Raw genomic sequence first — 18023 nt, forward strand, 5'->3', positions numbered from 1 at the left:
GAACCCATCGTGGCAACCGCTTGATGCGCCCGCCTCAACCATGCCGGCGGTTACTTAGGCAAGACGATGCGCTTATGTTCGTTTGACTCTTTATACAAGACGATCGTGTTGCCGATCACTTGCACGATTTCTGCCCCCGTTCCCGCCGCTAGCTGTTCGGCAACGGTGTCGCGGTCGTCCTCACAGTTTTGCAAGACGCTGACTTTCAGCAGTTCACGCGCTTCGAGCGCGGCAGCGATTTGTTCGGTCATCGCTTCCGTCACCCCGCCTTTGCCGACTTGAAAAATCGGTTTCAAATGATGGGCTTGGGCGCGCAAAAACCGTTTTTGTTTCCCAGTTAACATATGTTACCTCCTCAACGCTTCGATGACAAGCTGTTTCATGCGCTTGACATCCGGCCATTGGCCGGTCCATTTTTCAAACGCCAGCGCCCCTTGATAGACGAGCATGCCAATGCCGTTTTGCGTGCGGGCGCCGCGCGCTTTCGCTTCTTTTAACCACTTCGTTTCCAACGGGTTGTAAATGATGTCGGAAACGATCGTTCCCGGCCGCAGCCGCTCGAGCGAAAGCGGCTGTTCTTCCTCTTGCGGATGCATGCCGGCCGCCGTTGTATTGATCACGATATCATATTCAGCCAGCCGTTTTTCAGCCTCGGCGAGCGAGAAAAAAGCGGAGCGGTCGTCCTTCCCTTCCCCCACAAGCTGCGCCGCTTTCTCGATCGTCCGGTTGGCCATATCAATGCGCGCGGCCGCGGTCGAAAGCAGCGAAAAATAAATGCCGCGCGCTCCGCCGCCCGCGCCGATCACTAAAATCCGCTTTCCGGCAAACGAAACGTCAAGTTCCTCTTCCAAGGCGCGGACATAACCAGGCCCGTCCGTATTGTAGCCGACGAGCCGGCCATCCCGGTTGACGATCGTGTTGACCGCCCCGATGCGGCGCGCGTGGTCATCGATTTCATCCAAAAACGGCATGACCGCCATTTTATGCGGAATCGTCACGTTCACCCCGGCGATGCCAAGCGCCCGAACGCCGGCGATGGCCGCGCCGACTTGCCCCGGTTTGACGGGAAACAAATGATAGCGCGCCGGAATGCCCAAACAGGCAAACGCATCGTTGTGCATGAGCGGCGACAGCGAATGCTCGACCGGAAAACCGAGCAGCCCGTATACGTTTTCCATCGTTCTCCCCCTCCCGCTTCTCTCAAATCAGCGACTGGCGAATCAACACGTCGACTCCTTTCGGCGCATAAACGACGAGCTGAGCGCCGGGGTCGTTGCACGTCACCCAGCCGAGCCCGGAAAAGACAATATCCGTCTTCCGCTCTTTCACCGACAGCGTCCGGGGCACAAGCGGCGGAAAGTCAGCGGCGTATCGCTTGTTTGGCGGCGATAGCAACTGGCCGAGCTGGCTGGCGTACAAGGAATCCGCCTTTTCCCGCTTCGTCCGGTGGATCGTCAGCTCGTTGGCCATATAGCAGACGAACGAACGGCGCCCGCCTTTGACGTAATCGAGACGGGCCAAACCGCCGAAAAAGAGCGTCTGCCCTTCATTGAGCTGATACACGCGCGGATGGATTTCCCGCTTTGGTGTGATGATTTTCAAATCGCGCGCATCCACGAAATGCGCCATCTGATGATGGTTGATGATCCCGGGCGTATCATACAGCGATGAGCCGCCTTCAAGCGGAATCTCAATCATATCCAGCGTCGTTCCCGGGAAATACGATGTTGTAATGACATTTCCTTTGCCCGTCGCTTCTTCGATCACCCAGTTGATGAACGTCGATTTGCCGACATTCGTGCAGCCGACCACATAGACATCGCCGCCCTTGCGAAAGCGCTCCATCGCCTCCATTACCTTCCCCATGCCGATCCCTTTCGCCGCGCTGACGAGACAGACATCGACCGGGCGCAGCCCGAGCTCTTCCGCCATCCGCCGCATCCATTGCACCAGTTTCAAATAGTTAACCGAACGCGGCAATAAATCCGCCTTATTGCCGACAAGCAAAATCGGATTGTCAGCGGCAAACCGCGGCAATCCCGGAATCCAGCTGCCGTTGAAATCAAAAATATCGACGATGTACACGACAAGCGCCTTCGATTCCCCGATGCGGTGCAGCATGTTAACAAAGTCGCTGTCATCAAGCGGCACGTCTTGCACCTCATTATAATGTTTCAGACGAAAGCAACGTTGGCAAACGATTTCTTCCGCCTCTTTTTCAAGCACGCTTTTCGGGGCGTAGCCCGCTTTTTTTGGATCTTCCACCTGAATGGCGGCCCCGCAGCCGATGCAACGCAGTTGTGGCTCCACGATCATTCCTCCCAGTAAATCATCCCTTTTTTCCGCATGGCGTTTAAAATTCTCCGTTCCATTTTTCGATTGAACCGCGTCCACCAACCGTCCGTTTCCGAAACTGGGACGACTAAAATCGTGTTCAAGCCAAGGCGATTGCCACCGAGCACATCGGTCAACAGCTGATCGCCGATGACGACGACCTCCTCCTTGTTCAGCCCCATCATGTGCAGCGCCCGCAAAAACGCGCGCGTCAACGGTTTGCGCGCTTCGAAAATGAACGGAATGCCGAGCGGCTCGGCAAACGACTGGACACGTCGTTTATTATTATTGGATACGATGACGACCTTAATGCCCGCTTGCTTTATGGCATCAAACCAAGCGGCCAGCTCCGGGGTGGCGCTCGGCCGATCCCATTCAACGAGCGTATTGTCCAAGTCGGTGATGATCCCTTTCACCCCTTTTTCCTTCAGCTCATCAGGAGCAATGTCGATCACCCGCTTGACAAACTGGCTAGGCAAAAAGTAATGAAGCATATCGTCCACCTGCCTTTCGCTCTGCTTTTCCCATCATAGCCGATTTTCCCTTCCGTTTCAAAACAAAGTTTGCCAGTCATCGGTTGAACTGACAAAGCGGAAAAAATTTTCGACAAATTTTGCGCTCCCGCCGATTGTGGATAACTGTTGCCCACATTATACACATGCTAGTGACAAGGCCCTAGCTAGGTTATAAACACCTTTTCCACACGTTATCCACGGATGTCTGTGGATAACAGAACGGTTGTTCTCTTTTGCAAATCGTGGTACAGTGAAAGTAACCTACCATTATATGTATGGATGGCTCGTTATATTCCATCAAAAAAGGAGGCTTCCCGATGAAGCATCTGTCCGATGAATTGCTCATCGAGTCGTACTTCAAGGCGAAAGAACTCAATTTAAGCCCCGAATTCATCGAGCTCATCGAAAAGGAAATTCAGCGCCGGTCGTTGACTCATAAAATCAAGTTGTCATCCTAACTGAAGGCCTTCGGGCTTTTTTTGTTTTTCCCTAGAAGGCCGGTGAGGTCGGATCAGTAGCATTTTACACTCCATCACCGCTCCCTCTAGATGGCTGGTGAAAAACGGTTGTTTCTCCTGAACAATACTGATGAGACAGGCTTTCCCATTTGAGAAACAAGCTTGGTAAGCAGCTTGCCTCCTTCAATCACCAGCCTTCTAGATGGCTGGTGAAAAGCAGTTGTTTCTCTTGAGCAATGGGAGAGCGTTTGAAAGGCGATCGTGATGCGACAGGGCTTTTCTATTTGAGAAACGTGCTTGATCAATAGCTTGCCCCCTTAAATTACCAGCTCCCTAGAGGGACGTCGATCGAACGCGTGCTGCTTTCCGGCCTTATTTCGCATGTAGAGAAGCCTTGCGACTATTGATGCTTCTTTTTACACGCCCGCCCATGCTTTCGAGAAAGCCTCTGTTTTTCCTCCTCTTCCGTAAACATGCCGACTTGGCGCGGATGTTCATCCCTGGGTGGAGGGCCGATCACGCTGCCCACAGAACTTGCCGTGAAAAATGCCAAACTGACGCCAGATGCTCATCCCCGGGTAAAGAGGAGACCGCCGCCCACGGAACTTACCGTGGAAATCCCGTCGTCAAGCGGTCATTTTCACCTCTAAATCCGGGAACCGGACTGTCCCTAGAACGTTTCTAAAGGATAAACTTCCATACTTTTTCGCAATTCCAATCAGTGTATCACCTGTCCTTGGAACGTTTCTAAAGGGTAGACAGGTTCCGGCGGCCGCGCCCGTCTTCGTTTCCCTTTCCATCCCGCTGTTGGCACCAGTAGCCGAGCCGTTCACCGACTTTGATCGGCATCGGCGCCGCAACGCCCGGATCAGGAGTAAAGCTGCCGCGCTCAAACAGCAAAACGACCGTTGACCCAAACGAAAAATAAGCCATTTCTTCGCCTTTGATCAATTGGTCGCCCTCATGTGTCAATTCGATGCTGTTGACAAACATGGCGCCGATTTTCACGATCGCCAAGCGCTTGCCATCAGCCTTGACTTCCGTAATAAGACGGTAATTTTTTTCGAGCGGCCGCCTTCCATATTTTAAGCCAAGCCGGTTGACCGGATACGACTTGCGGCCAAGCGTCCACTGTTTTTCGATCACGCCAGATATTGGGCTGTGAATGCGGTGATAATGGCTCGGGCTCAAATACAGAATAAAAAAGAACCCGTTCACGTACGGCTGCGCCGCTTCTTCACCGCCGAGCATTTCCGCGATGGAATACCGTTTTCCTTTCACGGTCATTTCACACGGTTCTTCGATGATTCCCATCGCTTCAATCACGGCGTCCACGGGGCTGACCACGGCCCGCTCATCGGCGTCGATGGGCCTCGTTCCCGCCTTCAGCCGGCGGATGAACAGCTGCTGCAGCGTCTTATAATTTTTTAAGCTTTTTTCCATCTCTTCTTGGTTAATATGATAAACTTTTGCATAGGATGGAATCAACAGCGCGCTTAGGCGCGATTTGGCAAACGAAGCAAGCAGCTTGGAAGAAAGCCAATGATTGGTCAATTCAATGAACAAACGATACAGCCATTTTCGCAAACAGATTCCCTCCAGTTACGCAGCATTGCTAGGTCGTTACTACCTTCCATATTACCGTCAAAACGAGTATAATGGTAGTAGAATTTTCTTTTGGCGCTTTTGGCTGGAAAAGGAGTGGGGAGAATTGTTCTTATCGGATTATTTGGATTATACGCTGAAAAAGTTGAAAGCCAACGTGGCCAATATTTTGACGTTGACGAACTTATCGCTTGGCGGCTTTTCCGTGCTCGCCACGCTCAAAGGACAGCTGCATATGAGCGTGCTTCTCATTTTTTTGGCCGCCTTTGTCGACCGTTTTGACGGCGCGGTCGCCCGCCGGCTGAACATCGAATCCGAGCTCGGCAAGCAGCTCGACTCGATGAGCGACATCATTTCGTTCGGCGTAGCGCCGGCCTTGTTGATGTATCAAGGATTGTTCCATGAATTCGGCGCGCCAGGGGCGGTGTTCACGATTTTGTATGTCGCCTGCGGGGCCTTCCGGCTCGCCCGCTTTAACATCACGGAAAACAACGGCTATTTCTCCGGGCTGCCGATCACAGCCGCCGGCGTGCTGATGACGCTCGGCTATTTGGCCATCCCGTACGTTCCGCCGCAGTCATTCATGTTTTTGGCGCTCATTTTATCGTTCTTAATGGTTGGAACGTTTAAGTTGAAAAAAATATGATCGCGTCATGGCTGCCCCTTGCCGATGGCCTATCGACTGGGCGGCTTTTTTTATGTCCAAAGTCACACCATTTTCCCTTTTCAACCTTCTCTATTCAGTATATGATAAATATGGTTTCTTCATCAAACGCCCATGGCATAGATCGTTGGAGAAAAAACGGGGGGATCCAGTTGGACAAAACATCGGTCATCGGTCTCATTCTTGGGATCATCAGCATTGGGTTAGGGATGTATTTTAAGGGCGTGTCGCCGGCTGTGTTAATCAATCCGGCCGCCATTCTCATCATTCTTGTCGGAACGGCCGCTGCCGTTATCATCGCCTTCCCAACGCGCGAAATTAAAAAAGTGCCGAAGCTATTGAAAATTATTTTTACCGAATCGTCTGCGCCGACGGTAGAGCAATTGATCCCGCTTTTTGTCGAGTGGGCCAACATCGCCCGCCGCGAAGGGCTGCTGGCGCTTGAGGCCAAATTGGATGATGTTGATGACCCGTTTTTGCGCAACGGGCTCAGCATGGCGATTGACGGCCAAACGCAAGAATTCATCCGCGACGTCATGACGGAAGAAGTTGCGGCGATGGAAGAGCGCCACGAAGCGAACGCCGCCATTTTCACCCAAGCGGGCACGTATGCGCCGACGCTCGGAGTGCTTGGTGCCGTTGTTGGCTTGATCGCTGCGCTCGGCAACATGGAAAACATCGCCGAACTCGGCCAGGCCATCAGCGCGGCGTTCGTGGCGACAATGCTCGGGATTTTTACCGGTTATGTTCTTTGGCATCCGTTTGCCAATAAGCTGCGGCGAAAATCGAAAGAAGAGGCGAAGGTGCGCTACATCATGATTGAGGGCGTGCTGTCCATTTTGGAAGGACAAGCCCCGCGGACGATCGAGCAAAAGCTCGCCTCGTATTTGCCGGAGAGCGAGCGGCAGCAATCGATCGAACCACAAAAAGAAGGGGAAGCCGCCAATGGCTAACAAGAAAAAAAAGGGCGGCCATGAGGAACATATCAATGAATCATGGCTCATTCCGTACGCGGATTTGTTGACGTTGCTGCTTGCTTTGTTCATCGTTTTGTTCGCCAGCAGCCAAATCGATCAGAAAAAATTTCAGGAAATCGCTCGCTCGTTCAACACCGCCTTCGCCGGCGGAACCGGTGTGCTCGACTTTCAGAGCCCTGTGCAGCCGATCACACCGCCCGCCCAAGATGAAAAAGGGCAAGAGCGATCATCCCCCCCTTCGCGTCCAGTCAGCGAACAGGAAAAAGAAGAACTGGCGGAAATCAAAGCAAAAATCGATGCCTACATTCGCCAAAACGAACTCGGCGGAAAGCTGCAGACGTCACTGAACGATGAAGGGCTCGCCATTACGATCTTAGATGACATTTTGTTTGACTCCGGCAGCGCCGATGTGCGCATCGAAGACCGGCGTTTGGCGGCAGAAATCTCCAAGCTGCTCGTCATGAACCCGCCGCGCGACATCATTATCAGCGGTCACACGGACAACGTGCCGATCCATAACGCCCAATTCGCTTCCAATTGGGAGTTGAGCGTGATGCGCGCCGTGAACTTCATGAAAGTGCTGCTCGAAAACAAGCAGTTGGACCCGCGCCGCTTCAGCGCGAAAGGGTACGGCGAATACAAACCGATCGCTTCCAACGCGACGGCCGCCGGGCGGATGAAAAACCGGCGCGTGGAAATTTTGATTTTGCCGCGCTCTGACACTTCTCCGTCATCGGCATCCGCTCGCTGACCGGCAAGGCCGGTAGTCGGCGAGACCATCATCTCGCTTTTGCCATTTAACATCATTCCGAAAGAAGTCTCCCACTTCAAGCAAAGCTAAGTGGGAGTAGTTCACGACCTTTACCAATGCTGCTTTTCCCGACACGCAAGAGGCGGCCGTTTCATGACATCGTCCTTTTCGCCAGCCTCGGGGCCAGCTCCAAACCGCCCGTTATGGTGCAAACCGAGATCGCAGGCGCAAATCATCCCTTTTCAGCGCTTGACACAGGAACGAGGGTGTCCTCCAAGAAGTGGGACACCCTCGGTTTTTTGGCGGCCGTTCCCGTCCCGCTCCGTTGCCAGCCCCGTTTTTCGTTCATTAAAGTTTGATCGTCCATCGAATGACACCGGCTTTGGCAAGCGCCTCGACCAAAATGACAACGACCGGCCCAACGAATAGCCCGATGAAGCCGAGCAGCTGAAAGCCGAGATAAACACTGACTAACGCCGCAAGCGGGGAAATGCCCAAATTGGTCGAAAACACTTTTGGCTCGATGATCCGTCGCACCAACGTAATGACGACAAACAACACGATCAGACCGATGCCGAGCGCTTTATCCCCGTTCGCTATGCTGATGATCCCCCACGGCACCAATACTGACCCGGTTCCCAAAATCGGCAAAATATCGACAATCACAATGACGAGCGCCATGAGGGCGGCGTAATCAATCCCTAGCACCACCAGCCCAGCCAAGGCGATGAAAAACGTGATGACACTGAGCAGAAACTGCGCTTTGATAAAGCCGACTGCCGCTTTGCTGAGCTGGGTGACGATCATCCCCAGCCGCTGTTCCGTGCGCTCGGATAAATGGCGGCGCACCCCTTGCTTCAGCCGCGGCAAATCGAGGCAAATGAGAAACAAGGCGACGATATACACCAAAAAATGAATCAAAAACGCGGGTACTGCGGCAATATAATGAACGAGCGACTGCGTCAAACTGCTCGCAAACGACAGCAACATTTGTTGTCCCGTATTGACGCCGCGCTCCAATGATTCGATGATTTCGGGCGGAATCGAGCTCGAATACGACTGCCATGTTTGAATAAGACGATCCAACACTTTCGTCGCTTCGCTGAGGAAGGCAGGCAGCTTTTGCGAGAGCGCCATCACCTGCTCGACAAAAATAACAATGAGAACATAAAGCAAAACACCGACGATGACGATAAACAGCGAAAAAATGGCCGTAACGGCATGAACGCGCTTCAGCCGATACGTTTGTTGCAAGCGGCGGATGGACGGCTCGAGCAACAGCGCGGTAGCGAGCGCCAACAGAAGCGGTACGCTGTATGGCACAAGCCATACCCCCACAGCGAGCAGCAGCACGATCAAAAGCCAACGTTTCACGTTCTTCCCTCATTTTTTATCAAATTTGAGCCACGCGATGGGCTCATGTATAACTATAGCCGACCGCATACAGACGAGCAACTATCTAGTGTGTTTTTTATTGCACTACACATTCCTTAGCGATCAAAAAGAAAAAGCGGCTGCCTCGTTAGCCGCTTTTCGGTTAAGCGCTTTGCTTCTGTAGCTCCGCCATGTATCGTTTCCCTTTCTCTTCGTCATACTGCCCTTCCCATTTCGACATGACCACTGCCGCCAGCGAGTTGCCTACGACATTGACGGCCGTGCGCGCCATGTCCAAAATGCGGTCGATGCCAGCGATAAACGCCAATCCTTCAACCGGAGTGCCGAGCGTCACCAATAAGACGACGAACGAAACGCCCGGAACGCCAGCGATGCCTTTTGACGTCACCATCAACACGAGCACTAGCGAAATTTGCTGGGACAGCGGCATATCGATGCCATACAGCTGGGCGATAAAAATTGCCGCCAGCGCCTGATACAGCGTCGACCCATCAAGGTTAAAATAAAAAAGCGCTGCCGAACGAAACAGCGCCTCCCTCGATCAGGCTGGGGAAATCGATGATTCCTTTCATCAGTGGAGAACGTGTAAAAAGCAGGGCCGATGCAACAAGGTTTTTCCAATTGAAAAAGGAAATGGTAAAGCCATATCCAGCCTTCTATGTCCGTCGCTTTTCTTTTTCCTGGCGGTAAAACTCGTGAAACATTTTCATCAAGGCCCGCTTTTCGATGCGCGAAACGTAGCTTCTTGAGATGCCGAGTTCTTTGGCGATTTCCCGCTGCGTTTTCTCGCGCTGGCGGCCGAGTCCAAACCGGCTGATGATCACTTCTTTTTCGCGCTCATCGAGCACCTCGATATATTTTTTCACCTGTTCGATCTCCATGTTCAGCTGAATTTCGTCGGCAATATCTTGGCCTTCGGACTTTAAAATATCAAGCAGGCTGATTTCGTTTCCTTCCTTGTCCTGGCCGATCGGTTCATGCAGTGAGACATCTTTGCGCGTTTTTTTCAGCGAGCGCAAGTGCATAAGAATTTCATTTTCGATGCAGCGGGCAGCGTACGTCGCCAGTTTCGTCCCTTTTCCCGGCGAATAGCTCTCAATGGCTTTAATGAGGCCGATCGTGCCAATCGAAATCAAATCATCGACTTCCTCACCGGTATTTTCAAACTTTTTCACAATATGGGCGACAAGGCGCAAGTTATGTTCGATGAGCCGGTTGCGGGCTTGTTCGTCGCCTTTCGCCATCAGTGCCAAATAGTTTTCCTCTTCTTTGGCGCTTAACGGCTGGGGAAATGCATTGTTTTTAATATACGAAACAAGAAACGTCAGCTCTTTCAGCAAAAACGCAAACACCGAAACAATGCTGGACATGCTCTCACCCCCGCCTGCTGTCATTGACGGAAACCGTCTATGATGATGTATATGCGGGAGCAACGTTGTCCGTGTCTGGACAAAAAAATAGCGCCGGCTCTTAAAACAAGCCGGCACTCGTGGAACACCGCTCCAGGCGCTGAACGAACCAACCGTCCGCCTAAGCCTCCGCCTCGACGCTCACTTCCGCAGCGATGACGAGCGCGATGGACACTGTCATCACCACTGCCATGACGATGGTGAACATCCCCGTTCCCTCCTTGACTCGTTTGTTTTTATTTTACCAAAGAAGACGAGGAACGCTTGCGCCACAGTTTGAACAATTGGTGAAATTCGACCGTCAACAACAGCACACGCAGCATGCGCGTCCCTCCTCGCCGAGTCAAGTCGAATCGCCCGTCCGCTCAAGCCACATCATCAACCATCCTCGTGCCATCAACATGAATCATCTCCCCTTTCCTCTGTCATTTTTAAAACAGCCGGTGATGGACAGAACATTTGCGGTCAAGCAGCTCCTCTTCGGCGGCACGCCGCAACCGCTCTTGTTCGATGTTGCGCCGCCGCGGGGCCTTCCGCTCGATCGTGATCGTCACAAAAAACAAATGGATCGTCATCTTCCTCCCCCCTTTCGAAACAAAAAGCCGCAGAAGGAAAACGCCTCTGCGGCCTTGCCAAGCAAAAAACCGCAGAAAGCGAGACTACTCTCCTTCTGCGGCCCGATGGCTGTTGTTCGTGGTCATGGTGCGTCATTCCCGGTCAGCGGAAGGTCGAATAGCCTTTAGTTGGCGAGCATCGAGCGGTGTCGTCCACATCGTCATGATCATCGTCTTCGACCTCCCTTCGGAAATGACGTTACGAAGGTAATTATATCCAAAATCAGTTCCGTTGTAAACCATTCTTTTGAAAAATAAGACAACATCCCTGCTTCCGGTTCGTCTCTCAATGACGAGGTTGTTCGGTTTTTTGTGAAAATGCCGAATTTACAGGAATTCCCACCCTTGGGTAGATGGAAAAACATTTCTGTGAAAATGCCGAACTGGCGCGGGATTTTCATCCTCGTGTCGAGGGCAGATCGCGCTGTCCATGGAACTTTCCGTCCCCCTCTCCGCGCTTTACGCTTCCGCCGCGGATTGGTAGACGGGCTTTTGAACAAGTCCTTTCACGATTCAAACGAGTTGTCTTGTTCCTCGAGCTGATGGCGATAGTGGGCGGCGCGGCGCGAGCAATACAATGCCGCGGCCAAACAGCCGGCGACAGCCAGCAAAGCGAACGGTTTGTCCGCCGCCGCCAGCGCGCCCGGGATGATCGTACCTAAATAGAAAAACGCGCCAAGCGCGAACAAAACTAAGCTGTACATCGTGAAATCGCCCGCTTTCGCACGCAGCTCGTTCCGTTGTCGTTCAGTCACTGCCGATTCCTCCTCTCGCCCTCACTGTACCATAACGGGCGAAAAAGGGGGAGCGGCAATTTCAGCCAAGCGCTTGCGCCAAATCGTCAAGCAAATCGTTGACGTCTTCCAACCCGATCGACAGGCGGATGAGCCCGTCGGTAATGCCGAGCTGTTCGCGCCGCTCTTTCGGAATCGAGGCGTGAGTCATTTTCGCCGGCAATGAAATTAAGCTTTCGACCGCTCCTAAACTTTCGGCGAGCGTAAAGAAGCGAACGCGCGACAGGACGGTTTCCGCTCGCTCCAAGCTGCCGACGTCAAAGGAAATCATGCCGCCGAACCCGCGCATTTGTGTTTTCGCCAGCTCATGGTTCGGATGCTCCGGAAGCCCGGGGTAATACACGCGCGCCACCGCCTGATGCTCGGCCAAAAAGGCCGCAATCGCCCGCGCGTTTTGTTCGTGCTCTTCCATCCGCACGCCGAGCGTTTTGATCCCGCGCATAAGCAGCCACGAATCTTGCGGTCCAAGGATGCCGCCGGTCGAATTTTGCACGTAATGAAGCCGCTCGGCGAGCTCGGCGGTGCGGACGACCGCCAAGCCGGCGACGACGTCGCTATGGCCGCCTAAATATTTCGTCGCGCTATGAATGACGATATCGGCGCCCAGTTCAAGCGGCGTTTGGAAATACGGCGTCGAAAACGTGTTATCGACGATCAATAACAGCCCGTGCGCACGGGCGATGGCGGCCGCCGCTTGCAAGTCAGTAATTTTCAACAACGGATTGGTCGGCGTTTCCACGTAAATGGCTTTCGTATTCGGGCGGATGTGCGCCTCGATGTTGGCGACATCGCTCGTGTCGACAAACGTCGCATCAAGTCCGAACCGGTTGAATACGTTCGCCATCACCCGATACGTGCCGCCGTAAACGTCATCGGTGATCACGATATGGTCGCCGCTGTCAAACAGCATCATGACGGCGGTAATCGCCGCCATCCCAGAAGCGAACGCAAACCCGGCCACGCCGCCTTCAAGCTCAGCAATCAGTTTCTCGAGCGCTGCGCGCGTCGGATTGCCGGTGCGCGAATATTCGAATCCTTTATGCTTCCCGATCTCTTCCTGCTTGTACGTGCTCACTTGATAAATCGGCACCGACACCGCTCCGGTATGCGGGTCACCCGGAATGCCGCCATGGATGAGCAGCGTTTTTCGTCTCATCACGATCCTCCACCTTCGTAAATGTTTTTGCTTAAATACCGCTCGCTGCTATCGGGGAAAATGACGACGATGTTCGTTCCCGGCTTCGCCTTCTCGGCCTCAAGCAAGGCGGCGTGAAAGGCGGCGCCGGACGAGCTGCCGACCAAAAGCCCTTCCTGTCTGGCTAGTTCGCTCACGCGGCGGAACGCGTCATCGTCCGCGATCGTGTAGATGGCGTCAAAATACGCCGGGTCCAGAAACGGCGGCAAAAATTCCATGCCGATCCCCTCCGTCCGATGCGGACCCGGTTCGCCGCCGCCTAAAATCGAGCCTTCCGGTTCAACAATGACTGTTTTAATAGCAGGGTTTTTTTCTTTTAAAAACATCGCCGTTCCCATAAACGTGCCGCCGGAACCGGCGCCGGCGACAAAGACGTCAATCTGGCCGTCCAAATCGTCCCACAGCTCCGGCCCGAGCGTCTTGTAGTATGTCCGCGGGTTGGCCGGATTGCGAAACTGCTGCGGGCAATACGCGCCGGGAATCGTGCGGGCGAGCTCTTCCGCTTTGCGGATCGCCCCTTCCATTCCTTCCTCGGTCGGCGTATGGACAATTTGCGCCCCGAGCGCTTTCATCAGCTGCTGCTTTTCGATGCTAAATTTTTCTGGAACGCAAAAGATGACGTTAATGTTTTTGCCGATCGCCGCCAGCGCCAAGCCGATGCCGGTGTTGCCAGCCGTCGGCTCGATGATCGTACCGCCTTCTTTCAGCTTCCCCGATTCGAACGCTTCGCGCAACAATTCCTGCCCGAGCCGGTCTTTGATGCTTCCGCCCGGATTGAAATACTCGAGCTTGGCAAACAAGCGGACGCCTTCCGGCAGCGGAAAGCGCGTAATTTCCACTAGCGGTGTGCGCCCGATCAATTCATGAATGCCTTTGGCTACCCGCATCGGTGTCACTCCGTTTCCTTCCACTCGTTTAACTTCTCGCGCCGAGAATGGAAAGCATCGATAAAACAAGCTCAGCCGAGTGTTTCGCCGCCGTCTCCAAAAACTGTTCAAACGATACGTCCGATTCCTGACCGGCGATGTCGGAAAGCGCCCGGATCACGACAAACGGCACACCAAACTGCACGCACACTTGAGCGATCGCCGCCGCCTCCATCTCAACGGCGCACAGTTCCGGGAACTGGCCGCGCACAAACTCGACGCGCTTCGGGTCGTTCATAAACGAATCGCCGGTGGCGATCAAGCCAACGGCCGCTTGGAGGCCGTTAAGCTGGGTTGCCGCTTGTTTTGCCGCCTCGACAAGCGTCTCATCGGCCCGGTAGCGCGCCGGCAAGCCGGGCACTTGCCCATACGCATAGCCAAAGGCGGTCACATCCACGTCATGATGCACGACCTCTTCCGAAATGACGAGATCACCGACGCGCAATGACGGCAAAAATCCTCCGGCGGAGCCGGTGTTGATGACGACATCGGGACGAAAACGGTCAAGCAACAGCGTCGTCCCCATGGCGGCATTCACTTTGCCGATGCCGGACTTCAACAACACCGCCTCCACTCCGTTGAGGCGCCCAGCGGAAAATTCGCACCCGGCGATGGCCGTATCCTCGCGTCCTTCCATGCGCGCGCGCAGCATCGCTACTTCTTCTTCCATTGCTCCAATAATCGCTGCTTTCATCGTTCTCCCTCTTTCTCAGTCGATTTGTTTTACCGCCTCCATCAGCCAGACGAACGCGTTTTGCTGGGTAAAGGAAGCGGAAAAGCCGTGGGTGGCAAACAGCGCGGCCAATACGTCGAGCGTCGTATAATATTCGCGCTCCAGATCGTCGGCCAAATCGTGGAACCCGCGCGCCCGCGCCGCTTCAACCGGTTGGCGGAACGCGGCTTTATCACGAAACGCCGTATCGGCAAACACTATTTTACCACCGGGGCGGAGCAGTTGGCTATATTTGGCGATGGCCTCCCCTTTTTCCGCATCAGTCAAATGATGAAAAGCATACGTGCTCGCCACCGTGTCGATCGGCTCCGGCGGCAGCGGAAAACGCAAAAAGTCGCCGTCCATAATGACGACCCGACCGCCGAGTTTTTCCAACGCTTTTTTGCGCATCGGCGCTGACGGCTCAATGCCGTACACCGTTTTGCCGCGTTCGAGCAGCTTTTTCGTCAAATTGCCGGTGCCGACGCCAAATTCGAGCACCACTTGGCCCGCTTTGTCGGCGACCGCGTCCAAAATGCGGCCGTAGCCGGCAAACACATCGCGATATTGCTCATCATGACCTTCCACCGATTGGTCGTACGACTCAGCCCATTGCTCGAACAAGTCAAGAAATTCTCTACCCATACGGTCACGCTCCATAAAAGTTTATAATTCCTATAAGTATAGTATGTCTTTTGCGCGATCCTGCTCTCAATGTAGCATAAGTTTTTTCTTTGTTCAACGATCATGCCGATTCATCATTCGTATTGTTCCCCGGCGCGACCGGTGGATGACGGCGGGAAAATTTGCTACACTGGCAATGGAAAGGAGGGAGCGCGATGGTCAACATTTCCCTTGATCTGATCGAGGACAAAATTGAATTTTTTGAGGCGGATGATTTGCGGACGCTCGAGAAAAAGATTAACGAACAAATTGAGCATAATAAAGCGCTGCTGCTTTCCGTCCATCACGTTGCCCATCAAATGCATGTGATGGAAAACGGAAAACGGTTTTACAGCGCCGTCGTCCATTTTAAAGCGAAAAAATAACAGGTGCCCAGACGGCGGTTGGGCACCTGCTTTTTGCTCCCGCCGTCATCCATGTCGCGCGTTCGCCGGCATTATGACGGCCTTTGCTTTAATTTTTGCACCTTTGTCGGTTTCCATCCTTCATTGGTTACCCATTCGATATACACTCTGTAGTGAGCGGTTTGCCCCTTCGTCGAGATCGTCGCCACCGCTTTGTTCGGCCCATTGTTGCCAATGAACCAAACGATCATCTCCTCCGGCGCGATGCCGGTCGCATAGCTGACGGCATCAAGCATTTCCTTCCAATCGACCGAGTTTTCGTCAAACACGGTTTCATGAGGCTCGGATTGCGTCGTGCCGACGGGCTGCCAAGCCGGATTGACGATCTCTTTTTCGATATTTGACCCCGGAGGCCCCGGGGTTTCCGTCACCTTGGTGGATTCCTCTTCCTTCGTTTCTGCGGTCTCCTCGGTTTCCCCACCAGCGGTGTCGCTTCCCGCTGCGGGCTTTTTTTCTTCGTTCGAGACAACCGCCGCGCCCGTTTCCACTTCCGTCCGCTTCGTTTTGCCGGCCGCTTGCTGATCCGCTTTTCCGCCAAAAAGCAAATTCCAAGCGACCATCACAATCAGCAGCAACACCACCGCAATCGCCCCGTTGAGCCAACGGTTCATTTTACGCCGTTTGGCACGGGCGGCAAAGCGCGTTTCCGTTTGCGCCACGTTCCCCTCTCCTTTCTTCGCTGTAGATGTCAACCAAATCCGCTCTCTACATCGATTCGTTATTCGTTTTCCTTTTGCGTGCGGTCATGGGCGTAAAGCGCTTCAACCGCGGCGGCAAACACTTCGTTGGTCGCCGCGCGCCCGCCCGGGACGTCCAGTTCGACAACGGCGAGGGCGTATTTCGGACGGTCGGCGGGAAAATAGCCGGCAAACCATTTATTGATCAGTTCGACGTCCCCTTCCCTTTTTCCTGTCTCCGCTGTTCCTGATTTGCCGGCAACTGGATACGGCAGCGTCTGAAAACGGCGGCCGGTGCCTTCCTGATTCGTAACGACGCCGCGCAAAAGCTGCTGCAGCTGCCGAACCGTTGTCGGGGCAATCGGTTCCAGCCCGGTCGCCGGCTCGGCGGAAAACGAGAACAGCGGGGCTCCGTTTTTGTACAGCACTTGATCGACGGCCCGCACTTTCCACGCCTTGCCGCCACGGGCGATCGTCGCCATCATGTTGGCAACCCCAAGCGGCGAAACGCGCACATCTTTTTGCCCGATCGCCGTTTGCGCGACCGCCAGCGGCACCCGCTTGTCGCGCGCATCGTGCCAAATCGTTCCTTTCCGTTCCTCAGGAAACTGGCGGAAATGTTCTTCATGGTAAACCGTCCCTTCCCAGCCGGCCGTCGGATACAGCCCCAGTTTTTCGGCATACGTTTCCAACGCGCCGGGATCATGCCGGATCAGCTCTTTGCCGAGCGTGGCGAAGGCATTGTTGCAGCTGACGGCGAAGCTGTCCGTCAGATCGAGCGTCCCGTAGTCGTGCTCCCGGTCTTCCTCTCCGGCAATCGTTTTGCTGCAATCAAACGTGGTCGTCGGCGAAGCGATTCCCTCGTCAAGCGCCGCGGCGGCGATGACGGTTTTAAAAACAGAGCCGGGGATGTGCGGCAGCACCATTTGGTTTTCCGCCCCGCCGTTTTTGTACGGATCACGCGGATCCATATTCGGGCGGCTGACCATGGCCAATACGCTGTTAGTGTCAACGTCAAGCAAGACGAGGCCGCCTTTTTTCAATCCGAATCGGTCGACGATCTGCTCCATCTCGCGCTGCACGTCGCGGTCTAGCGTCGTTTTTACCGTGACCGGGTAAAACGAATTGCTCGGATCGCTGTACTTGACATCGAGCCCGAACAGCGGCCGCCCTTCCGCATCGACGTGATACAGCAATTTCGTCTCAGCGTCGGCGAGCAAAAATTCGTCAAACGCCTTCTGCAACCCTTGAATGCCGACTTCCGTCCCGGGCGGAAGCGGCCGTTTCGGATAGCGTTGGCGCAACAGCTCGCGGTCCGGCCGCGTAAAGCCGAGCAAATGCGGAGCGTACAGCGTCTCGAGCGGATATTGTTTATGGACGGCAAAGACGCCCGGGATGCGCAAGCGGTTCATTTGCCTCATTTGTTCAGCGCTTAAGACGAGAGGTTCGCCGTTTTTCTCTAAGACGAACGGGCCGTCCGCCCGCTCGAGCTGGCGACGGATTTCTTCTTCGGCGACACCGGTCACGCGGGCCACTTGTTCGATCGGCCATGGCCTCCTCTTCAAAAACGGAAATAAGACAAGCGACGGTACGGATCGTTTCGTCAGCGGCTTGCCGTTTCGGTCCACAAATGAACCGCGCCCGTCATCGATGACCAATTCCTGTGTGCGCTGGGCGACGCTTTCGGCGATTAAATTATGATTGGCGAACGATTCGGTGTCAATCAACTGAATTTGCGCGAGCCGCCCCACGATGAAAAACAGCGCCGCTTCGATCAAGACAAGCATGACAATAGCCCTTTTCTTCCACATAAAGAAAACACCTCATCAACAGTTTCGACGAGGTGTTTTCATTTGAAACGTGCCTAGGGCGGCGATTTTTCCGCGCTGCCGCCGCTTTGCGGGTCAAA

At 54.1% G+C, this 18023-nt stretch carries 21 protein-coding genes and 1 pseudogene; 5 read left to right on the plus strand and 17 right to left on the minus strand.

All coding sequences use genetic code 11. The annotated features are described in order from the left end of the window. Positions 1-50 precede the first annotated feature (50 nt). From yhbY to GC56T2_RS12355, 4 genes are read right to left on the minus strand one after another with little or no spacing between them, the layout of a single operon-like run. Positions 51-344 carry a ribosome assembly RNA-binding protein YhbY gene (yhbY, locus tag GC56T2_RS12340; RefSeq protein WP_033844199.1) on the minus strand — a complete coding sequence of 98 codons (294 nt, stop codon included), beginning with the start codon at positions 342-344 and terminating at the stop codon, positions 51-53. Positions 345-347: 3 nt separating this feature from the next. Further along, on the minus strand, positions 348-1178 hold the full coding sequence (gene aroE / locus GC56T2_RS12345) for a shikimate dehydrogenase (RefSeq protein WP_144975560.1): 831 nt from the start codon (positions 1176-1178) through the stop codon (positions 348-350). Between the two features lie 22 nt (positions 1179-1200). After that, entirely contained in the window at positions 1201-2310 is a 1110-nt protein-coding gene (gene yqeH / locus GC56T2_RS12350; protein ID WP_144975562.1) for a ribosome biogenesis GTPase YqeH, read from the minus strand. 2 nt (positions 2311-2312) lie between these two features. After that, positions 2313-2828, minus strand: coding sequence for a YqeG family HAD IIIA-type phosphatase (locus tag GC56T2_RS12355; protein WP_144975564.1), 516 nt, complete (start codon positions 2826-2828; stop codon positions 2313-2315). A 338-nt stretch (positions 2829-3166) separates the two neighbouring features. Here GC56T2_RS12355 and sda point away from each other — a divergent pair, with 338 nt between their 5' ends. Further along, positions 3167-3307, plus strand: a complete 141-nt coding sequence (gene sda, locus GC56T2_RS12360; RefSeq protein WP_008879941.1) for a sporulation histidine kinase inhibitor Sda — start codon at positions 3167-3169, stop codon at positions 3305-3307. An 86-nt stretch (positions 3308-3393) separates the two neighbouring features. On the opposite strand, the gene GC56T2_RS12365 is transcribed toward sda, so the two are convergent. Together GC56T2_RS12365 and GC56T2_RS12370 are read right to left on the minus strand one after the other, a co-directional pair. Then, positions 3394-3612 carry a hypothetical protein gene (locus GC56T2_RS12365; protein ID WP_144975566.1) on the minus strand — a complete coding sequence of 73 codons (219 nt, stop codon included), beginning with the start codon at positions 3610-3612 and terminating at the stop codon, positions 3394-3396. Between the two features lie 442 nt (positions 3613-4054). Further along, positions 4055-4894, minus strand: a complete 840-nt coding sequence (locus GC56T2_RS12370) for a phosphatidylserine decarboxylase (protein ID WP_144975568.1) — start codon at positions 4892-4894, stop codon at positions 4055-4057. 124 nt (positions 4895-5018) lie between these two features. Here GC56T2_RS12370 and pssA point away from each other — a divergent pair, with 124 nt between their 5' ends. The 3 genes from pssA to motB all read left to right on the plus strand — a co-directional run bounded on the left by pssA (position 5019) and on the right by motB (position 7304). Continuing rightward, a complete protein-coding gene (pssA, locus tag GC56T2_RS12375; RefSeq protein WP_144975570.1) occupies positions 5019-5558 on the plus strand; it encodes a CDP-diacylglycerol--serine O-phosphatidyltransferase in 540 nt (179 codons plus the stop codon). Positions 5559-5728: 170 nt separating this feature from the next. Then, positions 5729-6529, plus strand: coding sequence for a flagellar motor stator protein MotA (motA, locus tag GC56T2_RS12380; RefSeq protein WP_144975572.1), 801 nt, complete (start codon positions 5729-5731; stop codon positions 6527-6529). Next, positions 6522-7304, plus strand: a complete 783-nt coding sequence (gene motB, locus GC56T2_RS12385) for a flagellar motor protein MotB (RefSeq protein ID WP_144975574.1) — start codon at positions 6522-6524, stop codon at positions 7302-7304. The genes motA and motB overlap by 8 nt, the downstream gene beginning before the upstream one ends. A 348-nt stretch (positions 7305-7652) precedes the next feature. Here motB and ytvI read toward each other — a convergent pair whose 3' ends face one another. From ytvI to GC56T2_RS12435, 9 genes and pseudogenes are all read right to left on the minus strand, one after another. After that, positions 7653-8678, minus strand: a complete 1026-nt coding sequence (gene ytvI, locus GC56T2_RS12390; protein ID WP_144975576.1) for a sporulation integral membrane protein YtvI — start codon at positions 8676-8678, stop codon at positions 7653-7655. Positions 8679-8841: 163 nt separating this feature from the next. Next, a pseudogene (locus tag GC56T2_RS12395) lies at positions 8842-9207 on the minus strand (cation:dicarboxylate symporter family transporter); the annotation flags it as partial. Between the two features lie 148 nt (positions 9208-9355). Next, on the minus strand, positions 9356-10069 hold the full coding sequence (gene sigK / locus GC56T2_RS12400; RefSeq protein WP_144975578.1) for an RNA polymerase sporulation sigma factor SigK: 714 nt from the start codon (positions 10067-10069) through the stop codon (positions 9356-9358). A 470-nt stretch (positions 10070-10539) separates the two neighbouring features. After that, complete coding sequence (locus GC56T2_RS12410) at positions 10540-10683, minus strand: YrzI family small protein (protein WP_081897239.1); 144 nt, start codon at positions 10681-10683, stop codon at positions 10540-10542. Positions 10684-11228: 545 nt separating this feature from the next. Next, a complete protein-coding gene (locus GC56T2_RS12415) occupies positions 11229-11477 on the minus strand; it encodes a YrhC family protein (protein WP_144975579.1) in 249 nt (82 codons plus the stop codon). Between the two features lie 61 nt (positions 11478-11538). After that, complete coding sequence (locus tag GC56T2_RS12420; RefSeq protein WP_144975581.1) at positions 11539-12672, minus strand: bifunctional cystathionine gamma-lyase/homocysteine desulfhydrase; 1134 nt, start codon at positions 12670-12672, stop codon at positions 11539-11541. Further along, positions 12672-13598: a PLP-dependent cysteine synthase family protein gene (locus GC56T2_RS12425; RefSeq protein ID WP_144977318.1), complete on the minus strand. Its 927-nt coding sequence runs from the start codon at positions 13596-13598 to the stop codon at positions 12672-12674. The genes GC56T2_RS12420 and GC56T2_RS12425 overlap by 1 nt, the downstream gene beginning before the upstream one ends. A gap of 28 nt (positions 13599-13626) precedes the next feature. Then, the gene (mtnN, locus tag GC56T2_RS12430) at positions 13627-14331 is read right to left on the minus strand and encodes a 5'-methylthioadenosine/S-adenosylhomocysteine nucleosidase (protein WP_144975583.1); all 705 of its coding nucleotides are present in this window, start codon (positions 14329-14331) and stop codon (positions 13627-13629) included. A 15-nt stretch (positions 14332-14346) separates the two neighbouring features. Further along, complete coding sequence (locus tag GC56T2_RS12435; protein ID WP_144975585.1) at positions 14347-14994, minus strand: class I SAM-dependent methyltransferase; 648 nt, start codon at positions 14992-14994, stop codon at positions 14347-14349. A 194-nt stretch (positions 14995-15188) separates the two neighbouring features. Here GC56T2_RS12435 and GC56T2_RS12440 point away from each other — a divergent pair, with 194 nt between their 5' ends. Next, entirely contained in the window at positions 15189-15398 is a 210-nt protein-coding gene (locus tag GC56T2_RS12440; protein WP_033018030.1) for a YrzA family protein, read from the plus strand. Positions 15399-15469: 71 nt separating this feature from the next. On the opposite strand, the gene GC56T2_RS12445 is transcribed toward GC56T2_RS12440, so the two are convergent. After that, positions 15470-16096: a YrrS family protein gene (locus GC56T2_RS12445; RefSeq protein ID WP_144975587.1), complete on the minus strand. Its 627-nt coding sequence runs from the start codon at positions 16094-16096 to the stop codon at positions 15470-15472. Positions 16097-16155: 59 nt separating this feature from the next. Next, positions 16156-17925 carry a peptidoglycan D,D-transpeptidase FtsI family protein gene (locus tag GC56T2_RS12450; RefSeq protein WP_144975589.1) on the minus strand — a complete coding sequence of 590 codons (1770 nt, stop codon included), beginning with the start codon at positions 17923-17925 and terminating at the stop codon, positions 16156-16158. Between the last annotated feature and the right edge of the window lie 98 nt (positions 17926-18023).

This window comes from Geobacillus sp. C56-T2 (assembly GCF_007829715.1).
GTDB classification, from domain to species: domain Bacteria; phylum Bacillota; class Bacilli; order Bacillales; family Anoxybacillaceae; genus Geobacillus; species Geobacillus icigianus.